The sequence below is a fragment of the Hydrogenophaga sp. L310 genome (assembly GCF_055703065.1).
The window spans coordinates 1-20,281 of sequence record NZ_JBVPZA010000006.1; the positions used below are offsets into that span (position 1 = coordinate 1).

Annotated in this window: 20 protein-coding genes; 11 read left to right on the top strand and 9 right to left on the bottom strand. The window is 63.6% G+C overall.

Annotated elements, in window-relative coordinates; all coding sequences use genetic code 11:
* Positions 1 to 22: 22 nt before the first annotated feature.
* From AC0GNO_RS11695 to AC0GNO_RS11720, 6 genes are all read right to left on the bottom strand, one after another.
* Positions 23 to 1,558 (bottom strand): IS5 family transposase, encoded by a 1,536-nt coding sequence (locus tag AC0GNO_RS11695; RefSeq protein WP_472904208.1) that lies wholly within the window; start codon positions 1,556 to 1,558, stop codon positions 23 to 25.
* 536 nt (positions 1,559 to 2,094) lie between these two features.
* A complete protein-coding gene (locus tag AC0GNO_RS11700) occupies positions 2,095 to 2,769 on the bottom strand; it encodes an RloB family protein (RefSeq protein ID WP_147073209.1) in 675 nt (224 codons plus the stop codon).
* Positions 2,769 to 4,037 (bottom strand): AAA family ATPase, encoded by a 1,269-nt coding sequence (locus tag AC0GNO_RS11705; protein ID WP_147073207.1) that lies wholly within the window; start codon positions 4,035 to 4,037, stop codon positions 2,769 to 2,771. The genes AC0GNO_RS11700 and AC0GNO_RS11705 overlap by 1 nt, the downstream gene beginning before the upstream one ends.
* Before the next feature lie 326 nt (positions 4,038 to 4,363).
* The gene (locus AC0GNO_RS11710) at positions 4,364 to 4,918 is read right to left on the bottom strand and encodes a helix-turn-helix transcriptional regulator (protein WP_472904020.1); all 555 of its coding nucleotides are present in this window, start codon (positions 4,916 to 4,918) and stop codon (positions 4,364 to 4,366) included.
* Between the two features lie 70 nt (positions 4,919 to 4,988).
* Positions 4,989 to 5,360, bottom strand: a complete 372-nt coding sequence (locus AC0GNO_RS11715) for a helix-turn-helix domain-containing protein (protein ID WP_031672505.1) — start codon at positions 5,358 to 5,360, stop codon at positions 4,989 to 4,991.
* 18 nt (positions 5,361 to 5,378) lie between these two features.
* Positions 5,379 to 5,681, bottom strand: a complete 303-nt coding sequence (locus AC0GNO_RS11720; protein WP_472904021.1) for a type II toxin-antitoxin system HigB family toxin — start codon at positions 5,679 to 5,681, stop codon at positions 5,379 to 5,381.
* Between the two features lie 336 nt (positions 5,682 to 6,017).
* Here AC0GNO_RS11720 and AC0GNO_RS11725 point away from each other — a divergent pair, with 336 nt between their 5' ends.
* Positions 6,018 to 6,767, top strand: a complete 750-nt coding sequence (locus tag AC0GNO_RS11725) for a 16S rRNA pseudouridine(516) synthase (RefSeq protein ID WP_472904209.1) — start codon at positions 6,018 to 6,020, stop codon at positions 6,765 to 6,767.
* A 13-nt stretch (positions 6,768 to 6,780) separates the two neighbouring features.
* On the opposite strand, the gene AC0GNO_RS11730 is transcribed toward AC0GNO_RS11725, so the two are convergent.
* Together AC0GNO_RS11730 and AC0GNO_RS11735 are read right to left on the bottom strand one after the other, a co-directional pair.
* A complete protein-coding gene (locus tag AC0GNO_RS11730) occupies positions 6,781 to 7,512 on the bottom strand; it encodes a DUF2726 domain-containing protein (RefSeq protein WP_472904022.1) in 732 nt (243 codons plus the stop codon).
* 352 nt (positions 7,513 to 7,864) lie between these two features.
* Complete coding sequence (locus AC0GNO_RS11735; RefSeq protein WP_472904023.1) at positions 7,865 to 8,710, bottom strand: alpha/beta fold hydrolase; 846 nt, start codon at positions 8,708 to 8,710, stop codon at positions 7,865 to 7,867.
* Positions 8,711 to 8,828: 118 nt separating this feature from the next.
* On the opposite strand from AC0GNO_RS11735, the gene AC0GNO_RS11740 reads away from it, so the two are divergent.
* From AC0GNO_RS11740 to ntrC, 6 genes are all read left to right on the top strand, one after another.
* Positions 8,829 to 9,737, top strand: coding sequence for an EI24 domain-containing protein (locus AC0GNO_RS11740; protein ID WP_472904024.1), 909 nt, complete (start codon positions 8,829 to 8,831; stop codon positions 9,735 to 9,737).
* Positions 9,738 to 9,746: 9 nt separating this feature from the next.
* On the top strand, positions 9,747 to 10,577 hold the full coding sequence (locus tag AC0GNO_RS11745) for a competence/damage-inducible protein A (RefSeq protein WP_472904025.1): 831 nt from the start codon (positions 9,747 to 9,749) through the stop codon (positions 10,575 to 10,577).
* Positions 10,578 to 10,841: 264 nt separating this feature from the next.
* Positions 10,842 to 12,257, top strand: coding sequence for a type I glutamate--ammonia ligase (glnA, locus tag AC0GNO_RS11750; protein ID WP_472888902.1), 1,416 nt, complete (start codon positions 10,842 to 10,844; stop codon positions 12,255 to 12,257).
* A 214-nt stretch (positions 12,258 to 12,471) separates the two neighbouring features.
* Entirely contained in the window at positions 12,472 to 13,008 is a 537-nt protein-coding gene (locus AC0GNO_RS11755; RefSeq protein ID WP_472904026.1) for a hypothetical protein, read from the top strand.
* Between the two features lie 116 nt (positions 13,009 to 13,124).
* On the top strand, positions 13,125 to 14,150 hold the full coding sequence (glnL, locus tag AC0GNO_RS11760; RefSeq protein ID WP_472904027.1) for a nitrogen regulation protein NR(II): 1,026 nt from the start codon (positions 13,125 to 13,127) through the stop codon (positions 14,148 to 14,150).
* Between the two features lie 44 nt (positions 14,151 to 14,194).
* The gene (ntrC, locus tag AC0GNO_RS11765) at positions 14,195 to 15,709 is read left to right on the top strand and encodes a nitrogen regulation protein NR(I) (RefSeq protein WP_472904028.1); all 1,515 of its coding nucleotides are present in this window, start codon (positions 14,195 to 14,197) and stop codon (positions 15,707 to 15,709) included.
* Here the strand turns inward: ntrC and xth are convergent.
* A complete protein-coding gene (gene xth / locus AC0GNO_RS11770) occupies positions 15,696 to 16,460 on the bottom strand; it encodes an exodeoxyribonuclease III (RefSeq protein WP_472904029.1) in 765 nt (254 codons plus the stop codon). The genes ntrC and xth overlap by 14 nt on opposite strands.
* A gap of 162 nt (positions 16,461 to 16,622) precedes the next feature.
* Between xth and AC0GNO_RS11775 the strand changes: the two genes are divergently transcribed.
* The 4 genes from AC0GNO_RS11775 to AC0GNO_RS11790 are packed head-to-tail and all read left to right on the top strand — an operon-like array spanning position 16,623 to position 20,279.
* Complete coding sequence (locus tag AC0GNO_RS11775) at positions 16,623 to 17,270, top strand: thermostable hemolysin (protein WP_472888898.1); 648 nt, start codon at positions 16,623 to 16,625, stop codon at positions 17,268 to 17,270.
* Entirely contained in the window at positions 17,267 to 18,715 is a 1,449-nt protein-coding gene (locus AC0GNO_RS11780) for an AMP-binding protein (RefSeq protein ID WP_472904030.1), read from the top strand. Before AC0GNO_RS11775 ends, AC0GNO_RS11780 begins: the two co-directional genes overlap by 4 nt.
* Before the next feature lie 29 nt (positions 18,716 to 18,744).
* Complete coding sequence (locus AC0GNO_RS11785; RefSeq protein WP_472888896.1) at positions 18,745 to 19,437, top strand: TenA family transcriptional regulator; 693 nt, start codon at positions 18,745 to 18,747, stop codon at positions 19,435 to 19,437.
* Positions 19,434 to 20,279 (top strand): SDR family oxidoreductase, encoded by an 846-nt coding sequence (locus AC0GNO_RS11790; RefSeq protein ID WP_472904031.1) that lies wholly within the window; start codon positions 19,434 to 19,436, stop codon positions 20,277 to 20,279. The genes AC0GNO_RS11785 and AC0GNO_RS11790 overlap by 4 nt, the downstream gene beginning before the upstream one ends.
* Positions 20,280 to 20,281: the final 2 nt, after the last annotated feature.

A 20,281-nucleotide genomic window follows, 5' to 3' on the forward strand; every position in this document is an offset into this window, starting at 1 on the left:
AGTCGTCCCTGAAATATTCATTTCAAGCAGAAGCCGACGCGTGAACATCCAGAGGGTGGAAGCGCGGGGAACGACGGGCCGATAGCCAGGTGTTTTCTGTCCCGATGCCCAGCGCCATGACAGACGCCAGCCAAGACCGGCCTTGGGACAGGGCCTGCTGCAGGCACAAAAAAACAGATCGCAAGAAGGTGATGCCCTTCTTGGCGATCATGCGCAGCAACCAGCGGATGTTGAAACCGGCAGCGCACAGCACCGCATGCAGCCGGTCACCCCGCTCACCTTTGAGGTGACAGCGGTCCATGCGGTGATCGGCTTTGAGGTGGCCGATGATGGGTTCGATGGCCTGGCGCCGCTTGAGCTGGCGTCGCTCCTGCTCGCTGATCCGTTTGGCCTTGCCCCGGTGCACGATGTGCACATCCGGGTTGTCCGCATCCACACCCCGATAGCCCAAGTCGACGAACGCCGTCACTGGTTTTGCCCTGCTGTCCTGCATCAGGATCGTGGCCTGCTCCAGTTGCTCGCTCAGCGTATGCCCGTCGTACGGGTTGCCGTGGAACGCCCGGGCGCCCACGATCAGGTTGCCTTTGAAGGTGCTGGCGATGCCCACCTTGACCCCGAACTCGTAGGGCTGTTTGGCCTTGCCTTTGCTGATGCAATCCACCTCGGGCGCGTGCCAGGCGTAGAGCTTGGGTTGTCCTTCGGCGGCTTTGCGCTGGCCGCTCTGGGCCACGATGCGCCGGGCTTTGTTCAAGGTCTCGCCCAGCGCATCCCGCACGGCAGCCCCGATGGCGCTGGCCTTGCGATCAATCTCGCGCTGCAGTCGGCCGACGATGGTGCGCTGGCGTTTGATGGCCCGGCGCATGCGCTTGAACTGGCGGGCGTGGGCATAGCGCCCGGCCTTGTGGCTGAGGTGTTGGCCTTCCTTGGCGAAGGTCTGCTTCAGCTCGATGCCGGCGTCCTTGGCCGCCTCCACCAGCTTGGCGCGCGCCGTCTCCAACAGTCGGCTGTCGGTGGGATGCGCAACGGCCTTGTGCTGCACGGTGCTGTCCACGATCACGCGCGTGAGCTCCTGCGGCTTGATCAGCTTGAGGTCCACGGCCACGTTGATGGTCTGAGCCAGCAGTTCTTCCACACCTTCTTCGCCCAGCAACTGGCGGAACTTGATCAGGGTGGTGGCGTCGCAGGGGCGGTGGTGTTCAAAGTACGCCTGGCCCGAGAAGAATTGCCAGGTCGGCGTCTCGCCCCAGCGCTCGACGACACCCTCGTCGGACTCGTTGAAGGCGTGTTTGAGGTACAGCAGCGCGATCATGATGCGCAGCGGTATGCGGGGGCGTCCTGCGTTGCTGGCCACTGCTGCACGCTGCACCTGCTCACCGAAGAGGTCCAGGTCGGGCATGACCACACCAGCGCGGCCTTTGCGGGAGAAGACCTGAGCCACCCGCGCTTCGATCTCTTGCCAGGGCATGCGCGAGGCCAACACCGCCAGCGGATGGCGCAGATCGATCATGTGATCGATGCGCGAGCGGAAGAAATCGTCGGTGGCGGGGCAGGCAAACAGCACGGCAGAACTCCCAGAAAACTGCCCCTATTGGAAATCAAACTGGGAGTTCCGGCTACCCGCAATCACCCCGAAAGCCCTGTGTTTATGCGGGTTCCGGGGATTCTTCAGGGGCGACTAATCAGGATTACGATCAAGCCACGCGCGCTGGCTGCGTGACTGGTTTTCACGGTAGTCGGGATCGGTCTGCATCTTGACGCTTTGCCACCGAAGTCGTCTCTCGCGTTGACAGGCGGGTGCCGAACAGTAGGATTGATCGGGGACCTGAGGTCGGGGTGTAAACGGCTCGCCGCAGCAGGCGCAATTTTTGGTGGGCATCGAGTTTCTCCATACGAAAATTTGTATGGAACCCGCTGGCCAACTCTGGTGGCCTATTGCCTTGTGCAACGATGTTGGCGACTCGGTATGGCTGCAAACCAATCAAGCACCCATTCACACCCATTTCTTCTCCTTGTCTTTACAAGTGAGACGAATCGTCACAACGATGTCATGACACGACGGTGCGCTCCGCAATGGCTGCGCTTATCGCTGCGATGTCAGCCACGAAGTGTTGTCAGCAACCTCACCAATTCGACAATGGCAGTGAACGGTTCGGGATCTGTGTGCGCCGTGAAACGCGCTGACAACCGTTCTGAACGCAGGGTGGCGACCGATAAATGCGCGCCGGTGATCGCGAACGCGTTGCCAGCACCTTTGTCGTACCCTGGAATGTGCAGCTTGAGGCGGCGCATCACTTCATCACGATGCAGCGGAGCCTGAATATCCTCAAAATGCAGCAACAGCCACAACTCAAAACTGGGCACGGAAGCAATGGCCTGAAAGGCTACCGGCTGCTTGGCATCGTTCCTGAGCTTGCCATCGAGCGAGGCAGCCAGCGTCAGCGCCTCGTGATAACTGTCATGGTCATCGCGGTCAAACACGGCATAGACCTTCTCGAACGCGCGACGCTGAATGTTCTTGTGGCGGTCGCCATCTTCAAACAATGCTTGGGCGTACTGCACCACCTGGATAGGTGCAGTGCCTAATTCGCTGGGTCGAACTTCCACATTGGCAGTGTGCAAGCGGAAGGCCGCACGGATCTCACGAAAGTAATTCGGCTCGGTCTTGCTGCCTTCAGAAACGATCAAGATGCGGTCGTAGCTCGCCCGCCGTCCCTGCTTGCGCTCAAGCTGTTTCTGTTGTCGCTCTTTGGGGGAGTTGTCGCGAGCCATCAGTGTTTCAGCCCCAGGGTGTGGCTGAGGAATGGCACGCCGCCATACCGTCCCATCAGGTAGCCGCGTTCCAGTGCCTCGTTCTTGCGCGGGCTGAATTCGGATAAGCTGACTAACGCCGAGGTCTGATCACGGTCTTTTTCTACGAACCACACTTGATCGCGTCGGAACAAATCTGGTGCGTCCAGCAGCGACGTGTCGTGCGTCGTGAATATCAGTTGTGCGCCGCCGGTGTTGATCTCTGGGCGGTGGAACAGTCGCACGAGTTCGCGCACCAGCAAGGTGTGCAAGCTGGTGTCGAGCTCGTCGATGACCAGCGTTAGCCCTTTGCGGAGGATGTCGAGCACTGGTCCTGCAAGAAACAGCAAATTGCGCGTGCCGTTGGATTCGTCCATCAATTCAAACACGGCTTTGCCCTGTTCGGTGACGTGATGGAAGCGCAGCTTGTGTTCTTCCATTTCTTCCGAGCGCACTTCAGTTTTACCGGCCACCAAGTCAAAGTGAACGGCCTGCCCAGGGACTTTGCGTGTTTCCACATCAATGTCGGCGATGCTGATGTCGGCAGCAGAGAGGAAGTTGCAAATCTCCTTGCGGCCGTCATCCTGCTTGAGCATCTGAATGGACACCTGTGGACTGAGTTGGGCTTGCTCGTTGAAGATCACCAGGCGATTCACAAACCAGTCGAACACCGGTCGCAAGGCTTCGCTGTTGAGTTGTACGGCCATCGACAGGAAGAGGGCGTTCGGTCGGGTGGCACCTTCCCACAGGTTCTTGGGTCCTTTCAGGCCGGGACCGAAGTCGTAGACATCCTTGCCGGTCTCAGTGTCAAAGCGGCGTGTGAACCAACGCTGGGGCTTGAACGCCTTGTAAACCAGCAGGTGCTCACTGACGATCCGCTGAGCTGTCATGGAAAAGCCATACTGGTAGCGCACACCATCGAGCAGGAACGTGACTTCGAACTCGCTGGGTTGACTGGCGGAATCGACATCGAGTCGGAAGGGCTGAACTGCGAAGGTCTGGCCCGGCTGGATCGCCGTCGCGGACTCGGTCACCACGCCGCGCATGTACTGCAGGGCTTTAATGAGATTGGACTTGCCGCTCGCGTTGGCACCATAGACCACAGCACTGCGCACCAGGGTGGGTGCGGCACTGATGCCGGTGGCTTGGGTGTGGGTGTCCTGCAGGGTCTTGTCCTTGGACGCAACAAGACTAAGCACCTGCTCGTCGCGCAGACTGCGGAAGTTCTTGACGCGGAACTCGACCAGCATTGCATTCACCTCATTTTTATAAAATAGAGTCTTATTATGACTCAAAAGTGCAAAAAACAAATATATTTTTGAATTCTGGGGTGGTTTGAGTGATCTGGGTTGGCATCGCAGGCCTGCCGGGTGTCAAGTCCCCGTTTGAACTTCGCTGGAGCCTTGACGTGGCACCCAGCTGCGGTTCGGCCAAATCGTCGAATCCGCGCCCTAAAGACCCGTGCGTTACTATCTGGTTCTGAAAGCGGACGCGGGTTCGGTTCCGTGTTCCACCCTCAAGGGACAAATGGCCGAAACGGTGGACTTTCGGCCAAAAACAGGGACAACCGTTCAGACTACGGCGCGGAATCGAACTGCGCTGCGTCCTGCTCCCTGACGATTTCGTGCCAGCGCTTGGCTGGCTCCGAAGGGGTGGCCGGGCTCTCGATTTCGTCGACGGCTGCTGCAGCGGCATTGCCACGCACACTGTTGTCGATCTCCCATGCCAGGATCGCGGGCAGTGAAAACCGCAGGTTGCCCACCAGCATCAGGTGCGGCACGCGCTTGCGATTGCGTTCTGTCTGATCGCGAAAAAGGTGGGTCGGCAGCGATGCTGCCTCGGCGATTTCCTTTGCTGTGAAGTAGTGGCTTTCGGCTTCGGCACCGAGGCCTTGGCCGAGGGTCGCCTCCGATTCGACGGGCTTGAACTCCCGAGTGATGCCTAGCATCGTCATCAGGTGCTGCGCGCTTCGTTGCTCGAATTCGAGGACGTCGGCGTCGTGGTAGCGCACTTGTCGGAACAGCTTGTGCCACACAGGCCCTTCGCCGTCGAGTCGCCAGCGTCGTAGTGTCTTGAGGCTGACCTGCCAGCGGTCGGCGAGGTGCTTTTCGGTCATCACGGGGTAGTGCATCTTTTTCTCCTGAACAGATGACCCCATGACAACGCTGTTCACCGTAGAAGCCAAGCTCAGTATTCGCTGATCACCCCGCAGCCGTCTCCGCAATCAGCACATCGGCCGGGATGCCCAGGCTCTTGTGCAGTCTGCGGATCATGGCCAACGTCAGCGGGCGCTTGCGACTAAGGACTTCGTAGACGCGATTGCTCTTGCCAATGATCGGCTCAAGATCTTTGACGGACAGACCGCTTTGATCCATCCGGAATTTGATGGCTTCCACCGGATCTGGCGCGGTGATGGGTACGTGCTTGGCCTCGTAGGCTTGCACCAGCGTGGCCAGGATGTCCAGGCGATCCCCCTCTGGCGTGCCCAGATCAGGATCGGACTCCATCAAGGCCGAAATCTCTTTGAGAGTGGCCTTGTAGTCTGCTTCGGTGTGAATAGGGCGGATGTCCATGTTTTCCTCCGTGGCCGGTCAGGCCATTTCAACGGTTTCGGCGTCCACTGCGTCGTACTCTTTGTGGGTGCCGACAAACTTCACGTAGACGATCTGCAACTTGTAAGCAATGGCCACGATCAGCCGGTAGTCATTGCCTTTGATGTTGAAGACCACGCGACGGTTCTTCAGCACGCTGGCGCTGCGGTACTGCTCCTTGATGTCGGCGGGCTGGCTCCAGCTCGCGCTGGTGGCCTCCTCGTACCAAGCCTTCAGCGGCTGCTCGGCGTCGGGGTAGCGCTCCCAGAAGGCCCGAAGGGTAGACACGGCAATCACTCGCATGGGTCGAAGTGTAGTCCCAAAATGGGACTAAGGCAAGTGGCATCTAGGCCCGGCTGGTGGTGAAGGCGTCCAAGAATGGGTGTAAATGGGTGTGTTTATGGTTGTCCGAACTGGTGCAGCGTTGGACGGCCGGATTTCCGAGATGCTCGTTTCGTACAGGTGGGCACCTACAATGGCGCTGCTTTCGTATCTGGTTCAGATGACGGACGCGGGTTCGGTTCCGTGTTCCACCACCACCACAACCAGAAAGCCCCGAAGCGTCATTGCTTCGGGGCTTTTTTCTTGTCTGCCCATTCGTGCGGTTCATGTTCAACCGCGGTGGTATTCCCGATCATGATGCAGTTGCAGGACATTCTTTTTTCCCAGGGCTTCGGCACACGCCGCGTTTGCTGCGGCCTGGTGCAGCAGGGGCTGGTGCAGTTGGGTGAGCAGCGGCAGGTCTGCGAAGACCCGGCCAAAGTGGTGGACGAGCAGGGGCTGGTTTTCTGGGTGCAGGGTGAGCGCTGGGAATACCATGCGCTGGCTTATCTGTTGCTTCACAAGCCGGCGGGAACGGAGTGTTCGCAGAAGCCCAGCACCTACCCCAGCATCTACACCCTGTTGCCTGGCCCCTTGCGCATGCGCGGAGGTGGTGCCGCCGCGGGTGTGCAAGCCGTGGGGCGCCTGGATCAGGACACCACCGGCCTGCTGCTGCTCTCGGACGACGGCAAGTTCATTCACCGTCTGACTTCACCGCGGCACCATGTGCCCAAGGTGTACGAGGCGCAACTCAAGCATCCGATCACCCCGGATCAGGTGGCGCGTTTGCTGGCTGGCGTGGTGCTGGATGACGATCCCCGGCCGGTGAAGGCGGCGGCTTGTCGCGCTGTGGGTGAACACCACCTGCAGCTCACGCTGACCGAGGGCAAATACCACCAGGTCAAGCGCATGGTGGCTGCTGTGGGCAATCGGGTGGAGGGTTTGCACCGGTCGTCCATCGGCGGTTTGCAGCTCTCAGGCGAGCTGGCGCCGGGTCAATGGCGCTGGCTCAGCGGTGAAGAGGTCGCGGCCCTGACGCTGAAGGTGCCCGCTTCGAAGCCCGCCTGAGCGAGCGCGCCACTCAGAGCAACTCGCCCTTGCGACTGTCGAGAGGGATGAGGAAGGAATTTTCCTGCCATTGCGAGCCGAGTTCGCTGGCCCGGGAGTCGCCGGAGGTGCTGCTGGGCCAGGTGGACAGGGGGCTGAAATCGCTCTGGCGGTTGCCGCGCTGGCGGGTGAGTGCCGAACGCAGGTTGTTTTGCGCGGCGATCATGGCGCGCTCTTCCTGCTCGCGTTCGCGCATGGACTGGGCGGTGGGCGTTTCGCCCAGGAATTCGGCCCGGATCTCTGAAACCGTGGGCAGGGCACTGGAGCGAACCACCCAGTAAGGCAGGCCACACTGGGTGAGCAGCGAGTGTTTGAGCAGGCGCGTGCTGCGTGGCAGGGCGTTGCGACCCGGCACATCCAGGCAACCCACCACACGGCCATCGGACTTGCAGATGGTGAACGTGCAGTACACGCCACCGAGCAACTTGTACCAGTCCATGCCATTTTCCTTGTCCCGCGGCAGGGTGAAGCGCGTGACCGGCAACTTGATCATGATGTGGTGGTCGTAGAACGCGCGAGCCAGCCAGTGCCAGACGCGCGCTTCTTCGCTGTTGGTGATGGAGCGGGCGCTCAGGGGCCAGTGTTTGGGAATGCGTCGGCGCGCCTTGGCCTGCCTGGCTTCCCAATAGCGGTGCAGCACCGCACCCAGCGCCAGCAGCGCAGGTGCCAGCACGGCCAGCAGCCATGGGTTGTTCCAGGAGTTCATGGTGAAAAGGGACTCAAGGCGGATACGTAGGAATGATGTGTCAAATGTATATTTTTGATACAAGAATGGTTACTTTTGTGGTGATATCGCACGGCTTGATCGTGACTTCCTTGCGGTTTGGAGGGGCCTTGTGGGGTTGCGGAAGGCTGATGCGTGGCGTGGGTCTGCACGGGGAGGTTCCGACCGGGGCCAGCCGAACAGCCACAGGGCCTGCCGGCGGCTGACGCGGTTGATCTGGGGGCTGTGCGCCAGCGTGTGGATGGGGTGATTGTTCTGGCGATGCGGGTCGGGGGTGTGCGGCCAGAAATTGTGCCCAAGGTGGCTGTCCGCGTACATCCCCCGGACGGAGGATTCAGGGCAAGGAGGCGAGAAAACGTTCGATGGCGCTGGTCAGGGTGGCGGGGTGGTCGCGGTGCGGGCTGTGTCCACAATCGGGTATCTCCAGTGTCCGGGCATGAGGCGCCGCGCGCTCGATCTCGCGCAACTGTTCCAGGCTGCCGTATTCGTCCTGAAGTCCCTGGATGGCGAGCAGCGGGGCCTGGATCTGCCGGCATTCGGGGCGGATGTCAAAAGCGCGAAAGGCGTCGCTCAGCCAGATGTCGTTCCATTGCCAGAACGCATTGTCGACATCGGCGTGGTGGCGCGCGAGCCGGTCGCGCAGGTTCTGGTTGCCTGCTCGCGGGTTTTGGGCGTTGCCGGTGGCGTCGGACAGATAGGCGTTGCGCGCTTGTGCGATGGCGTTCAGGGCGACTTCTTCGACAAAAACATGCGGCGCCAAGACCACGCAGGCGCTCACGGGGTGGCGGCTGGCGTGCAGGAGCGCGATGCTGGCGCCGTCCGAGTGCCCCACCAGCACCGGGCGTTCCACGCCCCAGGCGGCGAGCAGCGTGGGCAGGACGTTGAAGGCCTCCAGGTGCATGTAGTCCGGTTCGTGGCGACCCACATGCCAGCTGCCCTGCCAGCGCGATGGCCCCCTGACATCGGCAACCGGATCCGATTGGCCATAGCCGCGGCGCGAATAGACCCAGCCGGCACGACCGGTGGCGGCGCAGAGTTCGCGCGGCCAGTCTTGCCCGCGCTGCTGCCACATGGACACGCTGCCCAGCCCTTCGTGCAGAAACACCAGCGGTGCGCGATCCGGGGGGCCGGGCAGGTGGACGGTTTCCAGCTGGATGCCGTCGATGGGGGTGCTGTTCATGGGATGGCGGTGTGGATCGATGATGGCCGGTTCGAGGTCGGGATTCACGGTTCATGCCTTGCCACTCGGTCGGGTCCGGCGGGGCCCTGGCGGGTTGAAAGCCTGTATTCTTGCTGCGATGAAACCCATGCTCCATGCTTTCTGGCGTGCTGCGGTGTATTGCATGCATCCGCGGGTGATCGCGCTGTCGTTTCTGCCGCTGGTCCTGATGGTGGCACTGTCGTTTGGCCTGGGCTACTTTTTCTGGGAATCAACGGTCGCCTCCGTGACGGCCTGGCTGGAAACCTATGGATTCGTGCAGGGTGCCTTGGGCTGGCTGGATCGGGTGGGCATGGGCGCCTTGCGGGCGGTCTTCGCACCGCTGCTGGTGCTCGTGCTGGCCACGCCGGTGATCGTGGTGCTGTCGCTGCTGCTGGTGGCATTGTTCATGACGCCCGCCATGGTCGAGCTGGTGGGTCAGCGCCGCTTTCCAGCCATGGAGCGCAAGCAGGGCGGCTCGCTGATCGTGAGCGTGCTCTGGTCGCTCGGCTCCACGCTGCTGGCGCTGGTCGCGTTGCTGGTGTCGATGCCGCTGTGGCTGGTGCCGCCGCTGGTGTTGATCGTGCCGCCACTGATCTGGGGCTGGCTCACGTACCGGGTGTTTGCCTTTGATGCGCTGGCGGTGCATGCCAGCGCTCCGGAGCGCAAGGCGCTGATGCGGGAGCACCGGGGCACCTTGTTGCTGATGGGCATCCTCAGCGGCTATCTCGGTGCAGCCCCCAGCCTGATCTGGGCATCGGGCGCCATGCTGATCGCCCTGGCTCCGCTGCTGATTCCGGTCGCGATCTGGATCTACACACTGGTCTTTGCCTTTGCGTCCCTCTGGTTTGCCCATTTCGCCCTGGCGGCGCTGGAGCGTCTGCGGGCGACCACGGCGGTCGAGATCCTTGAGGCGGTGCCTCAGGCGGACCCGGGCCGGATTGACCCACCGCCGGATGGGCCCGGCACGCCGCCTTTTTTACCGCCATCCACGTCTTCCGGAAGTTGAACCCCCTTCATGTCTTCGAGCGAACCCGCAGCGCCGTCCTTCGGCCTGATCATCATTGGCGACGAAATCCTTTCGGGCAAACGGGCCGACAAACACCTGCCCAAGGTGATCGAACTGCTGCAGGCGCGTGGCCTTTCGCTGGCCTGGGCGCGCTGCCTGGGCGACGAGCGTCCGCGCATCACAGCGGCCCTGCGCGAAGCGTTTGCCTCATCCGATGTGGTTTTTTCCTGCGGCGGCATCGGCGCCACGCCCGATGACCACACGCGCCAGTGTGCGGCTGCGGCGCTGGGATGTGATCTGGCCCTGCATCCGCAGGCGCAGGTGCTCATCGAGCAGCGCATGCGCGATCTGGCTCAAGAGCGCGGAGAGGTGTACGACCCGGAGCGCCCCGATAACGTGCACCGCTTCAACATGGGCGTGTTCCCGGTGGGTGCCAGGATCATCGCCAATCCGTACAACAGGATTCCAGGCTTTTCCTGCGATGGTCCGGGCGGGGGCGCGGTGCATTTTTTGCCCGGGTTTCCGGTGATGGCCTGGCCCATGATCGAAGCGGTGCTCGACCAGACCTACGCCCATCTGCACCGCGCTGGTTGCTGGCTGGAGCGGTCGGTGGTGGTCATGGGCGCCATGGAGGCCGCGCTCACGCCGTTGATGGAGCAGATCGAGCGGCAGCATCCCGTCAAGGTGTTCAGCCTGCCCAGCGTGGACCACCCGGTTTTTGGCCGCCACATCGAACTCGGGGTGAAAGGGGAGCCCGCGGCGGTAACCGCGGCCTTCAACCAGTTGCTGGCCGGTTTGCGCGCCCACGGCGCCCCATTGGGCCCTGAAATGGTGCGTTGAAGGTTTGCACCTGTTTGGTGCTTTGGCCTTTTGCACCTGTTTGGTGCTTGTTGATGGGGTGCGTGGCGCCGCGTTGTCACCACGGTGTTGGCTGGCGTGATTGGGCATTCAAGGCCATGGCGGATCAGGTGGCCTGCGCCATAATGGCCGGCCGCGTGCGAACCAGGTTTGTGGACCCGTCATCCATGGGTCGAGAAATGGCACAAAAACTGCTTCACACCAGCGTCGTATCTATTTCCACCTACCAAGTAACAGGAGTATTTGATGGCCAAGACCGTCGCAGACGTGATGCAAATGGTGAAAGACAACGAAGTCAAATTCGTCGACTTTCGTTTCACCGACACCCGTGGTGCGCAACAGCACACCACCGTGCCCGTCTCGCATTTCGACGAGGACAAATTCATTTCGGGTCATGCGTTTGATGGTTCGTCCATCGCGGGCTGGAAGGGCATCGAAGCCTCGGACATGCAGCTGGTTCCCGATCCGAACACGGCCAACATCGATCCTTTCTACGAAGAAACGACCCTGATCCTGACCTGTGACGTGATCGAGCCTGCCGACGGCAAGGCCTACGACCGCGATCCGCGTTCCATCGCCAAGCGCGCCGAGGCCTACCTCAAGTCCACCGGCCTGGGCGACACGGCTTTCTTCGGACCGGAGCCCGAGTTTTTCCTGTTTGACGGCGTGCGCTGGAGCACCGCCCCGGGCCACACTTTCTACGAAATCGAAGAGTACGAAGCGCCCTGGAACAAGGGCGCCAAGCTCGAAGGCGGCAACCGCGGCCACCGTCCCACCGTCAAGGGCGGCTACTTCCCCGTGCCCCCGGTCGACAGCACGCAGGACATGCGCGCCGAGATGGCCCTGATCCTCGAATCGCTGGGCATTCCGGTCGAAGTGTTCCACCACGAAGTGGCGGGCGCCGGCCAGAACGAAATCGGCACCCGCTTCAGCACCCTGGTGCAGCGCGCCGACTGGACCATCCTGCAGAAGTACGTGGTTCACAACGTCGCCAACGCCTATGGCAAGACCGCGACCTTCATGCCCAAGCCCTACGCCGGTGACAACGGTTCCGGCATGCACGTGCACCAGTCGGTCTGGAAAGACGGCAAGAATCTGTTCGCTGGCGACGGCTATGCCGGCCTGAGCGAGTTTGCGCTGTACTACATCGGCGGCATCATCAAGCACGCCCGTGCCCTGAACGCCATCACCAACCCCGGTACCAACAGCTACCGCCGTCTGGTGCCGCACTTTGAAGCGCCGGTGAAGCTGGCCTACTCGGCCAAGAACCGCTCGGCCTCGATCCGCATCCCGTACGTCGCCAACCCCAAGGGTCGTCGCGTGGAAGCCCGCTTCCCCGATCCCCTGATGAACCCCTATCTGGGCTTCTCGGCCCTGCTGATGGCCGGTCTGGACGGCGTGGAAAACAAGATCCACCCGGGCGAAGCCGCCACCAAGGATCTGTACCACCTGCCGCCGGAAGAAGACAAGCTGGTGCCGACCGTCTGCCACAGCCTGGACATGGCGCTGGAGTACCTGGACAAGGACCGCGCCTTCCTGACCAAGGGTGGTGTGTTCACCGACTCCATGCTCGACGCCTACATCGAGCTGAAGACGGCCGAAGTCAACCGCGGTCGCATCGAAGTGGCGCCGGTCGAATTCGACATGTACTACAGCCTGTGATCCCTGTCCCGGCTTGACCGGGCGGGTTTTCAGTGGCCCGCGTTCAACGTGGACCCCAAACAGAAGGGACGGCTTTGACCGTCCCTTTTTGCATGGGGAGTGCGGCAATTTCACCACCCGGACACCCCATCTGGGCACTTTTGTGGGCAATCTGGGTCATACTGAAAAATCAACTGACCAGAGTTCCTGAGACGGAGAAGCCGATTTGCTGAACTTGAATTCCACCCACACGATTCGTGGGCTCGTTGCCTGTCTGGCCGGGCTGTGCCTGGTCCAGGCGCAGGCACAGGAGCGCATCTACCGCTGCGGCAACGAGTACACCAACAATGCCGAGGTGGCCAAGAGCCGGGGCTGCAAGCTCATGGAGGGTGGCAACATCACCATCATCCAGGGTCCCGTGCCACAACGCACGGTCGCGCCCAGTGCGCCACGATCCAGCAGTGCACCGGCGCGCAACGGCAACACCCGCACGGATTCGGTCGAGCAACGCGCTCGCGACAGCGATGCACGTGCCATCCTGGAGACCGAACTCCGCCGCGCGGAAGCGCGTCTGGTTGATGCCAAGAAGGCCTATGCCAATGGCGAGCCGGAAAAAGAAGGCATCGAATCGCGCAACTACCAGCGCTATCTGGACCGGGTTGCCGAGCTCAAGGCGGCCGTTGCGCGTGCCGAGAGCGATGTGACCAGCATCCGCAATGAGCTCAACAGGCACAGCGGGTCCGGGGCGCCGTCCGGTTCTGCCGCAAAATAGGTGGCTTGAAAAAGCCCACCACACTTCCCCTCTCCGCCCGCCTCGAAGCGGCCCCTCCTGCAGAGCACGACACGTTTCCTGCGCTCTTGCCCACGGGCCGGTTTCAATCGCTCGACATGCTGGCCACCCTGGTGGCCGTGGTCGCGGCTGATGGCGTCGTGCTGTACGCGAACACCGCACTGGAAGATGCGCTAGGCATGTCCCGGCGCAGCATCAACGGTTCGCGCTTGCAGGACTGTTTCACCGAGCCCACGCTGCTGCAGAGCGCCCTGAGTGGCGCCCGGGGCAACGAGTTTGCGGCATTGCGCTACGACACCTGGCTCAAGCGAGCCACCCACGAGCCGTTGCCTGTGCACGTGGTGGTGGCGCAGACCGAGGTGCCGGGCGAAGTCATCGTGGAGCTGTTGCCGCTGGAGCTGCAAACCCGCCAGGAGCGCGAGGAGCGCCTGATCGACCAGGCCCAGGCCAACAAGGAACTGATCCGCAACCTGGCGCACGAGATCAAGAATCCGCTGGGGGGTATCCGGGGCGCTGCGCAGCTGCTGCAGATGGAGCTCGAATCCAAAGAGCTGATCGAATACACCCAGGTCATCATCCACGAGGCCGACCGTCTGCAGTCGCTGGTGGACCGCCTGCTTGCGCCGCACCGCCGGCCACATGTGGTCGGTGACGTGAACATCCACGAAGTCTGCGAGCGCGTGCGTTCACTCATCGTGGCGGAGTTTCCCAGAGGGCTGAAGGTGGTGCGTGACTACGACACCTCCATCCCCGAGTTTCGCGGTGACCGCGAGCAGCTCATCCAGGCGGTGCTCAACATCGCGCACAACGCGGCGCAGGCGCTGGGCGAGCGCATTGCGGCGGGTGATGGACAGATCGTTCTGAGGACGCGCGTCGGCCGGCAAGTGACCTTCGGCAAGCAGCGTTATCGGCTGGCACTGGAATTGCATGTGATCGACAACGGGCCTGGTGTTCCAGACTCGATCAAGGACCGCATCTTTTTCCCGCTGGTGTCGGGGCGCGATGGGGGTTCGGGTCTCGGACTTACGCTGGCTCAAACTTTTGTCCAGCAGCACCATGGCCTGATCGAGTGTGAGAGCGTGCCCGGTCACACGGATTTCAAACTGCTGATTCCGTTGCCGTGAAACCGAAACAACAACGCCTCGACTGACGAAGGGAACACGAACACATGAAGCCGATCTGGATAGTGGATGACGATCAATCGATCCGCTTCGTGTTGGAGAAAGCCCTGCTTCGAGAGAACCTGCCCACGCGCAGTTTCACCAACCCGCAGGAAGTGCTCAAGGCCCTGGCCGAAACGCCCGAGAGCGAAGGTCCGCAGATTCTCGTGAGCGACATCCGCATGCCCGGTGGCTCGGGTCTGGATCTGCTGGAAAAGGTCAAGGAAAAACTGCCTGGCCTGCCGGTCATCATCATGACCGCGTTCTCCGATCTGGACAGCGCGGTCTCGGCCTTCCAGGGCGGTGCCTTCGAGTACCTGCCCAAGCCGTTCGATCTGCCCAAGGCGGTGGAGCTGATCCGTCGCGCGGTGGAAGAGAGCCAGCGCGAGGAAGTGGCCGAAGAACGCATGACGGCCGCGCCCGAGATGCTGGGCCAGGCGCCGGCCATGCAGGACGTGTTCCGTGCCATCGGCCGCCTGAGCCAGAGCCAGGTGACGGTGCTGATCACGGGCGAGTCGGGTTCGGGCAAGGAACTGGTGGCGCGTGCGCTGCACAAACACTCGCCGCGTTCGGGTGGGCCCTTTGTGGCGATCAACACCGCGGCGATCCCGAAAGACCTGCTGGAGTCCGAACTCTTCGGCCATGAGCGAGGTGCCTTCACCGGTGCGCAGACCATGCGCCGCGGCCGCTTCGAGCAGGCCGATGGCGGCACGCTGTTCCTCGACGAAATCGGCGACATGCCGTTTGACCTGCAGACGCGTTTGCTGCGGGTGCTCTCCGACGGCCATTTCTACCGCGTGGGCGGCCACAGCGCGGTGCGCGCCAATGTGCGGGTGATCGCGGCCACGCACCAGAACCTGGAGCAGCGGGTCAAGGAAGGCGTGTTCCGCGAGGACCTGTTCCACCGCCTCAACGTGATCCGCCTGCGCCTGCCCGCGTTGCGCGAGCGGCGTGAAGACGTGCCCATGCTCACGCGCTTCTTCCTGCAGCAGAGCGCCAAGCAGCTCGGCGTGGAACCCAAACGCATCTCCGAGGCGGCACTCAAGCTGCTCGGCACTTTTGACTTCCCGGGCAACGTGCGCCAGCTGGAGAACGTGTGCCACTGGCTGACGGTCATGGCGCCCTCGCAGGTGGTCGACCTCAAGGATCTGCCCCCCGAAGTGCTGGCCATGGCGGACACGACCCCGGTGGACAACGAACCGCCTGCGGTCGCGGCGATGCCGGAATCCGTCGCTTCGGCCTGGACTTCGCCGCTGCCTGCCTCGGTGCCTCCCGTGGCCATGGTGATGCCACCCGCGGAGGGCAGTGTGCCGGCATGGGAGTCGGGATTGCAGGCCGAGGCCCAGGCCTTGCTGGAAGCGGGGCGCACCGATGTGTGGGATGTGCTCACGCACCGTTTTGAAACCTGCCTGATCCAGACGGCGCTGGCGAACACCCGGGGTCGCCGCATCGAAGCGGCCCAGAAGCTGGGCATCGGGCGCAACACCATCACCCGCAAGATTCAGGAACTCAATTTAGAGTGAGCACCACCGGCGCGTGGTCGCTGGGGCGCTCGTTCTTGCGCGGCAGCTTGTCCACCTCACAGGCGGTGGCGCGAATCTTCAGCGCTTCGCTGACCAGGATGTGGTCAATCCGCATGCCGCGGTTGCGGCGGAACGCAAAATCGCGGTAGTCCCACCAGCTGTAGTTCTTCTCGGGTTGCGGAAACAGGCGCACCGAGTCCGTCAGACCGAGACCGATCAGCGCCTGCAGGTGGGTGCGTTCTTCGGTGGTGCAGTGGATGGTTTCGCGCAGGCCCACCGGGTCCCACACGTCGGCGTCGTCGAAGGTGATGTTGTAGTCGCCCATCAACACCAGTTGCGGATGCGCCGCCAGCTCGGCGCGCAGCCACTCGCGCAGGGCGTCGAGCCAGCGCATCTTGTACGCGAACTTGTCGCTGCCGGGCTCCTGGCCATTGGGGAAGTAAGCGCAGATCACCCGCACGCCGTCAAACGTGCCACACAACACGCGCGACTGCTCGTCTTGAAAGCCGGGGATGTTCTTGATGACGTCAACGGCGGGCACCTTGCTCAGCAGCGCCACCCCGTTGTAGGTCTTCTGCCCGAACCACTGGGCCTGGTAGCCGATGTCGGTGAAGGCCTGGACGGGGAACTTGTCATCGGTGAGCTTGAGTTCCTGCAGCGCCAGCACGTCCACCGGATGGGCCGCCAGCCAGTCCAGCACCTGGGGCAGGCGCACGTTGAGGGAGTTGATGTTCCAGGTGGCGAGTTGCATGGGGGCGGGCAGGTGGAAGAGGAGCCGCCATTCTAGGTTTTGCCGCTCATGCCGGCACGGCCCTCACCGGTTAAGGACCATTTAATGTGGCCCGCCCACCATGCGCCTGAAGTCACCCGGTTCATCTGGAAACCGGGGCTGACACAAGGAGCTTGGATGTTGATGGCCCTGTCCTCTTTTCCGGATGATCGCCTGCCGACCCTGGTCGCGCCAGCGCCCGTACCCCGCCTGACCGTGCACACCGTGGACGATCCGCGGCGTGGCGAAGTCGAAGCCTTCATTGGCCGCGTGTACGCACGCCGGTTTGGCGCCCGGGTGACGGGTTTTGCGCCCACGCTGGTGTGCCTGCGCGATCCGCTGAGCCAGCAGATTGTTGCCGCAGCCGGGTACCGGCGGGCGCACCAGGGCACGCTGTTCCTGCAGCGTTACCTCGACGCGCCGATCGGGCAGTTGCTGGCCGCGCACCAGAGTGGCGCAGCGGTGGCGCCGGAAGGCATTTTTGAAGTGGGTCACCTGGCCGCTGAGCGGCCGGGTGAAGGCCGTCGCCTGATCTTTCTGATGGCGCACCACCTCGCGGTGGAAGGGGCTTCGTGGGTGGTCAGCACGCTGACCGAAGAACTGCGCCACCTGTTCGTGCGCCTGGGTGTCACGCCGCTGGCGCTGGGGCGCGCCGACGCGCAGGCCCTGGGTGATGCGGCTTCCGAGTGGGGCAGCTACTACGAGCACCACCCGGTGGTCCTGGCCGGCCAGGTGCAGCAGGCCTTGCGTCTGCTGGAGCGCCGCCAGCGCAGCGCGGGAGCCGCTTCTTGAACACCGACGCAACCACCATCGCGTTGAACGACGGCCAGCGCAGCATCACGTACGCGGCCATGCACGAGGCCGCGCAAACCTTGGCACATGTGTTGCGGGCCCAGGGCACACGCGTGCTGGCCACGCTGATGGACAACTCGCCCGCCTGGGTGGTGGCCGATCTGGCCGCCGGGCTGGCGGGTGTGGTGCACGTGCCGCTGCCCGCGTTTTTCACGCCAGCGCAGATCGCTCATGCGCTGATGGCCGCGGGCGTGGACAGCCTGCTGACCACCGAAGCCGTGGCCAACCAGTGGGCCCACGCACCGCGCCAGGACTGCACCGTGGCCGGTCAGGCCCTGCAATGCCTGCGCCTGCCCGCGCTGCAACAGACCTTTCCGGCCGGTACGGCCAAGATCACCTTCACTTCAGGCACGACCGGCCAGCCCAAAGGGGTCTGCCTGACCGCGCAGGGCATGCGGCAGGTGGCCGATGGCCTGGTGCAGGCGCTGGAGCCGCTGGGCATTCGCCGCCACCTGTGTGCGTTGCCGTTTGCCGTGCTGCTGGAGAACATCGCGGGTGTGATGGCGCCCCTGGCGCGCGGTGCCGAAATCATCGTGTTGCCCCTGGGCGATCTGGGTCTCACCGGTTCGTCCAGCTTCGACCCGGCACGCTTCCACGCGGCCGTGCAACAGCACCAGCCGAACAGCCTGATCCTGCTGCCGCAGATGCTGCGGGCCTGGGTCGGCTGGCTCGCCCGCCAGGGGCAACGCGCGCCGGCCTCGCTGCGCATGGTCGCCGTGGGCGGTGCGGCCGTCGGGGCGCCGCTGATCGAGGCCGCGCACCGGCTGGGCATTCCGGCTTATGAGGGTTATGGGCTGTCGGAAGGGGCTTCGGTGCAGACGCTGAACCTGCCCGGTGCCGACCGCCCCGGCAGCGCCGGCAAGCCGCTGCCGCACGCCAGCGTGCGGGTCACCCGCGATGGCGAACTGGAAGTGAGCGGCAGCCTGTTTGCGGGCTACCTGGGTGACCCGAAGGCACCACCCGACTGGTGGCCCACCGGCGATCTCGGGCACATCGACGCCGACGGTTTTGTCCAGGTGCGCGGTCGCCGCAAGAATGTGCTGATCACCGCCTTCGGCCGCAACGTGTCGCCCGAGTGGGTGGAGACCGCCTTGCGCGGCGAAAGCGCGATCGGCCAGGCCGTGGTGCTTGGGGACGGCCAGGCCGCGCTCAGCGCGGTGCTCTGGCCGACGAACCCGGCCATCGCTGACTCGGAACTGCACGCTGCCGTGCACGTGGCCAACGCCAGCTTGCCCGACTACGCCCGGATCCGCCACTGGGTCCGCGCCGCCGCTGCTTTTTCGGCCGACACCGGCATGGCCACGGCCAACGGACGGCCCCAGCGCGACGCCATTCTGGCCCGCCATGCCGAAGCGCTCGGCCTGCTGGCCGACGCCGTCCTCTGAACCGATCTCCCCCTCTCCGAAAGACCAACATGCCATTTCACGCCGAGCTGCTGAAAGAAACCGAACAGGCCCGCATGGGGCTGCTGTCCGCCCCCATCATCCAGGGCTGCCTGCAGGGCGTGGTGTCCCTGCCGAGCTATGTGGCCTTCCTGACCGAGGCCTACCACCACGTCAAGCACACCGTGCCCCTGCTGCAGGCCTGCAAGGCCGCGCTGCCGGCGCACCACGCCTGGCTCAACGACGCGATGGACGAATACGTCGAAGAAGAACGCGGCCACGAGGAATGGATCCTCGACGACATCCGCGCCTGCGGTGCCGACGCCGAGGCGGTGCGCAACGGTCAGCCAAGCCACGCCACCGAAGTGATGGTGGCCTATGCCTACGACACCATCGCCCGGCGCAATCCGCTGGGCTTCTTCGGCATGGTGCATGTGCTTGAAGGCACCAGCGTGTCGCTGGCCTTGCTGGCGGCCGACAGCATCCAGCAGCCGCTCGGTCTGCCGGATGCGGCCTTCAGCTACCTGCGCTCGCACGGCACGCTGGACCAGGAACACACCGCCCATTTTGCGCTGCTGATGGACCAGATCGAGGACCCGCAGGACCAGCGCGACATCGTGCACGGCGCCCGCGCTTTCTTCCGCCTCTACGGTGACGTCTTCCGCGGCCTGCCGCTGCCCGTGGTCAAGGCCCAGGCAACGGGCAAGCAGGAGGCGCTGGCATGAAGGCATCCAGTGCGCGCGTGGTGCTCACGGGCGCCAGCGGTGGCATCGGTCAGCCCGTGGCGCAGGCGCTGCTGAAGGCGGGTGCTGCCGTGATGCTGGTCGGCCGATCGGCGGCGGGCCTGGCGGTCCAGGCCAGCGAGCTGTCCCAGCTGACCGGTGTGAAGTCGCCCCGCGTTGACTTCCGGGTGGCCGATCTGTCGCGCCCGGAGGACCTGGCGAGCCTGTCGGTGCTGGCATCCGCCTGGGGCTGCAACGTGCTGGTGCACAACGCCGGCCTCGCATCGTTCGGTCGCCTGCAGTCGCTCGATGCCCGCGACATCCAGGCCGTGGTGCAGACCAACCTGATCGCGCCCATGCTGCTGACGCAGGCCATGCTGCCGCACCTGCTCACCCAGCCGAAGGCCCAGGTGATCTGCGTCGGTTCGGTGCTTGGACGCCTGGGTCTGCCCGGCTTCAGTGCCTACAGCGCAAGCAAGTTCGGCCTGCGCGGTTTCGCCGAAGCCTTGCGCCGCGAGCTGCAGGAGACACCGGTGAAGGTGCAGTACCTCGGCCCGCGCAGCACGCGCACCGATTTCAACAACGAGGCGGTGGAGGCCTACAACCAGGCCACCGGCACCGCGATGGACAGCCCGCAGACCGTGGCGGTCGAGTTGCTGGCGCTGCTGGAGAGCGAAGCGGCCGAGCGGTTCGTGGGTTTTCCCGAGTCGCTGGCCGTGCGCCTCAACGGCCTCGCGCCCACCTGGCTCGATGCGGGCTTCAAGCGCAACAGCCGCGCGTTGCCCGCAGCCGCCACCACCACCGATCGCCCTCCGGTGATCACTCCGCTGAGCTCCCCCATTTGATA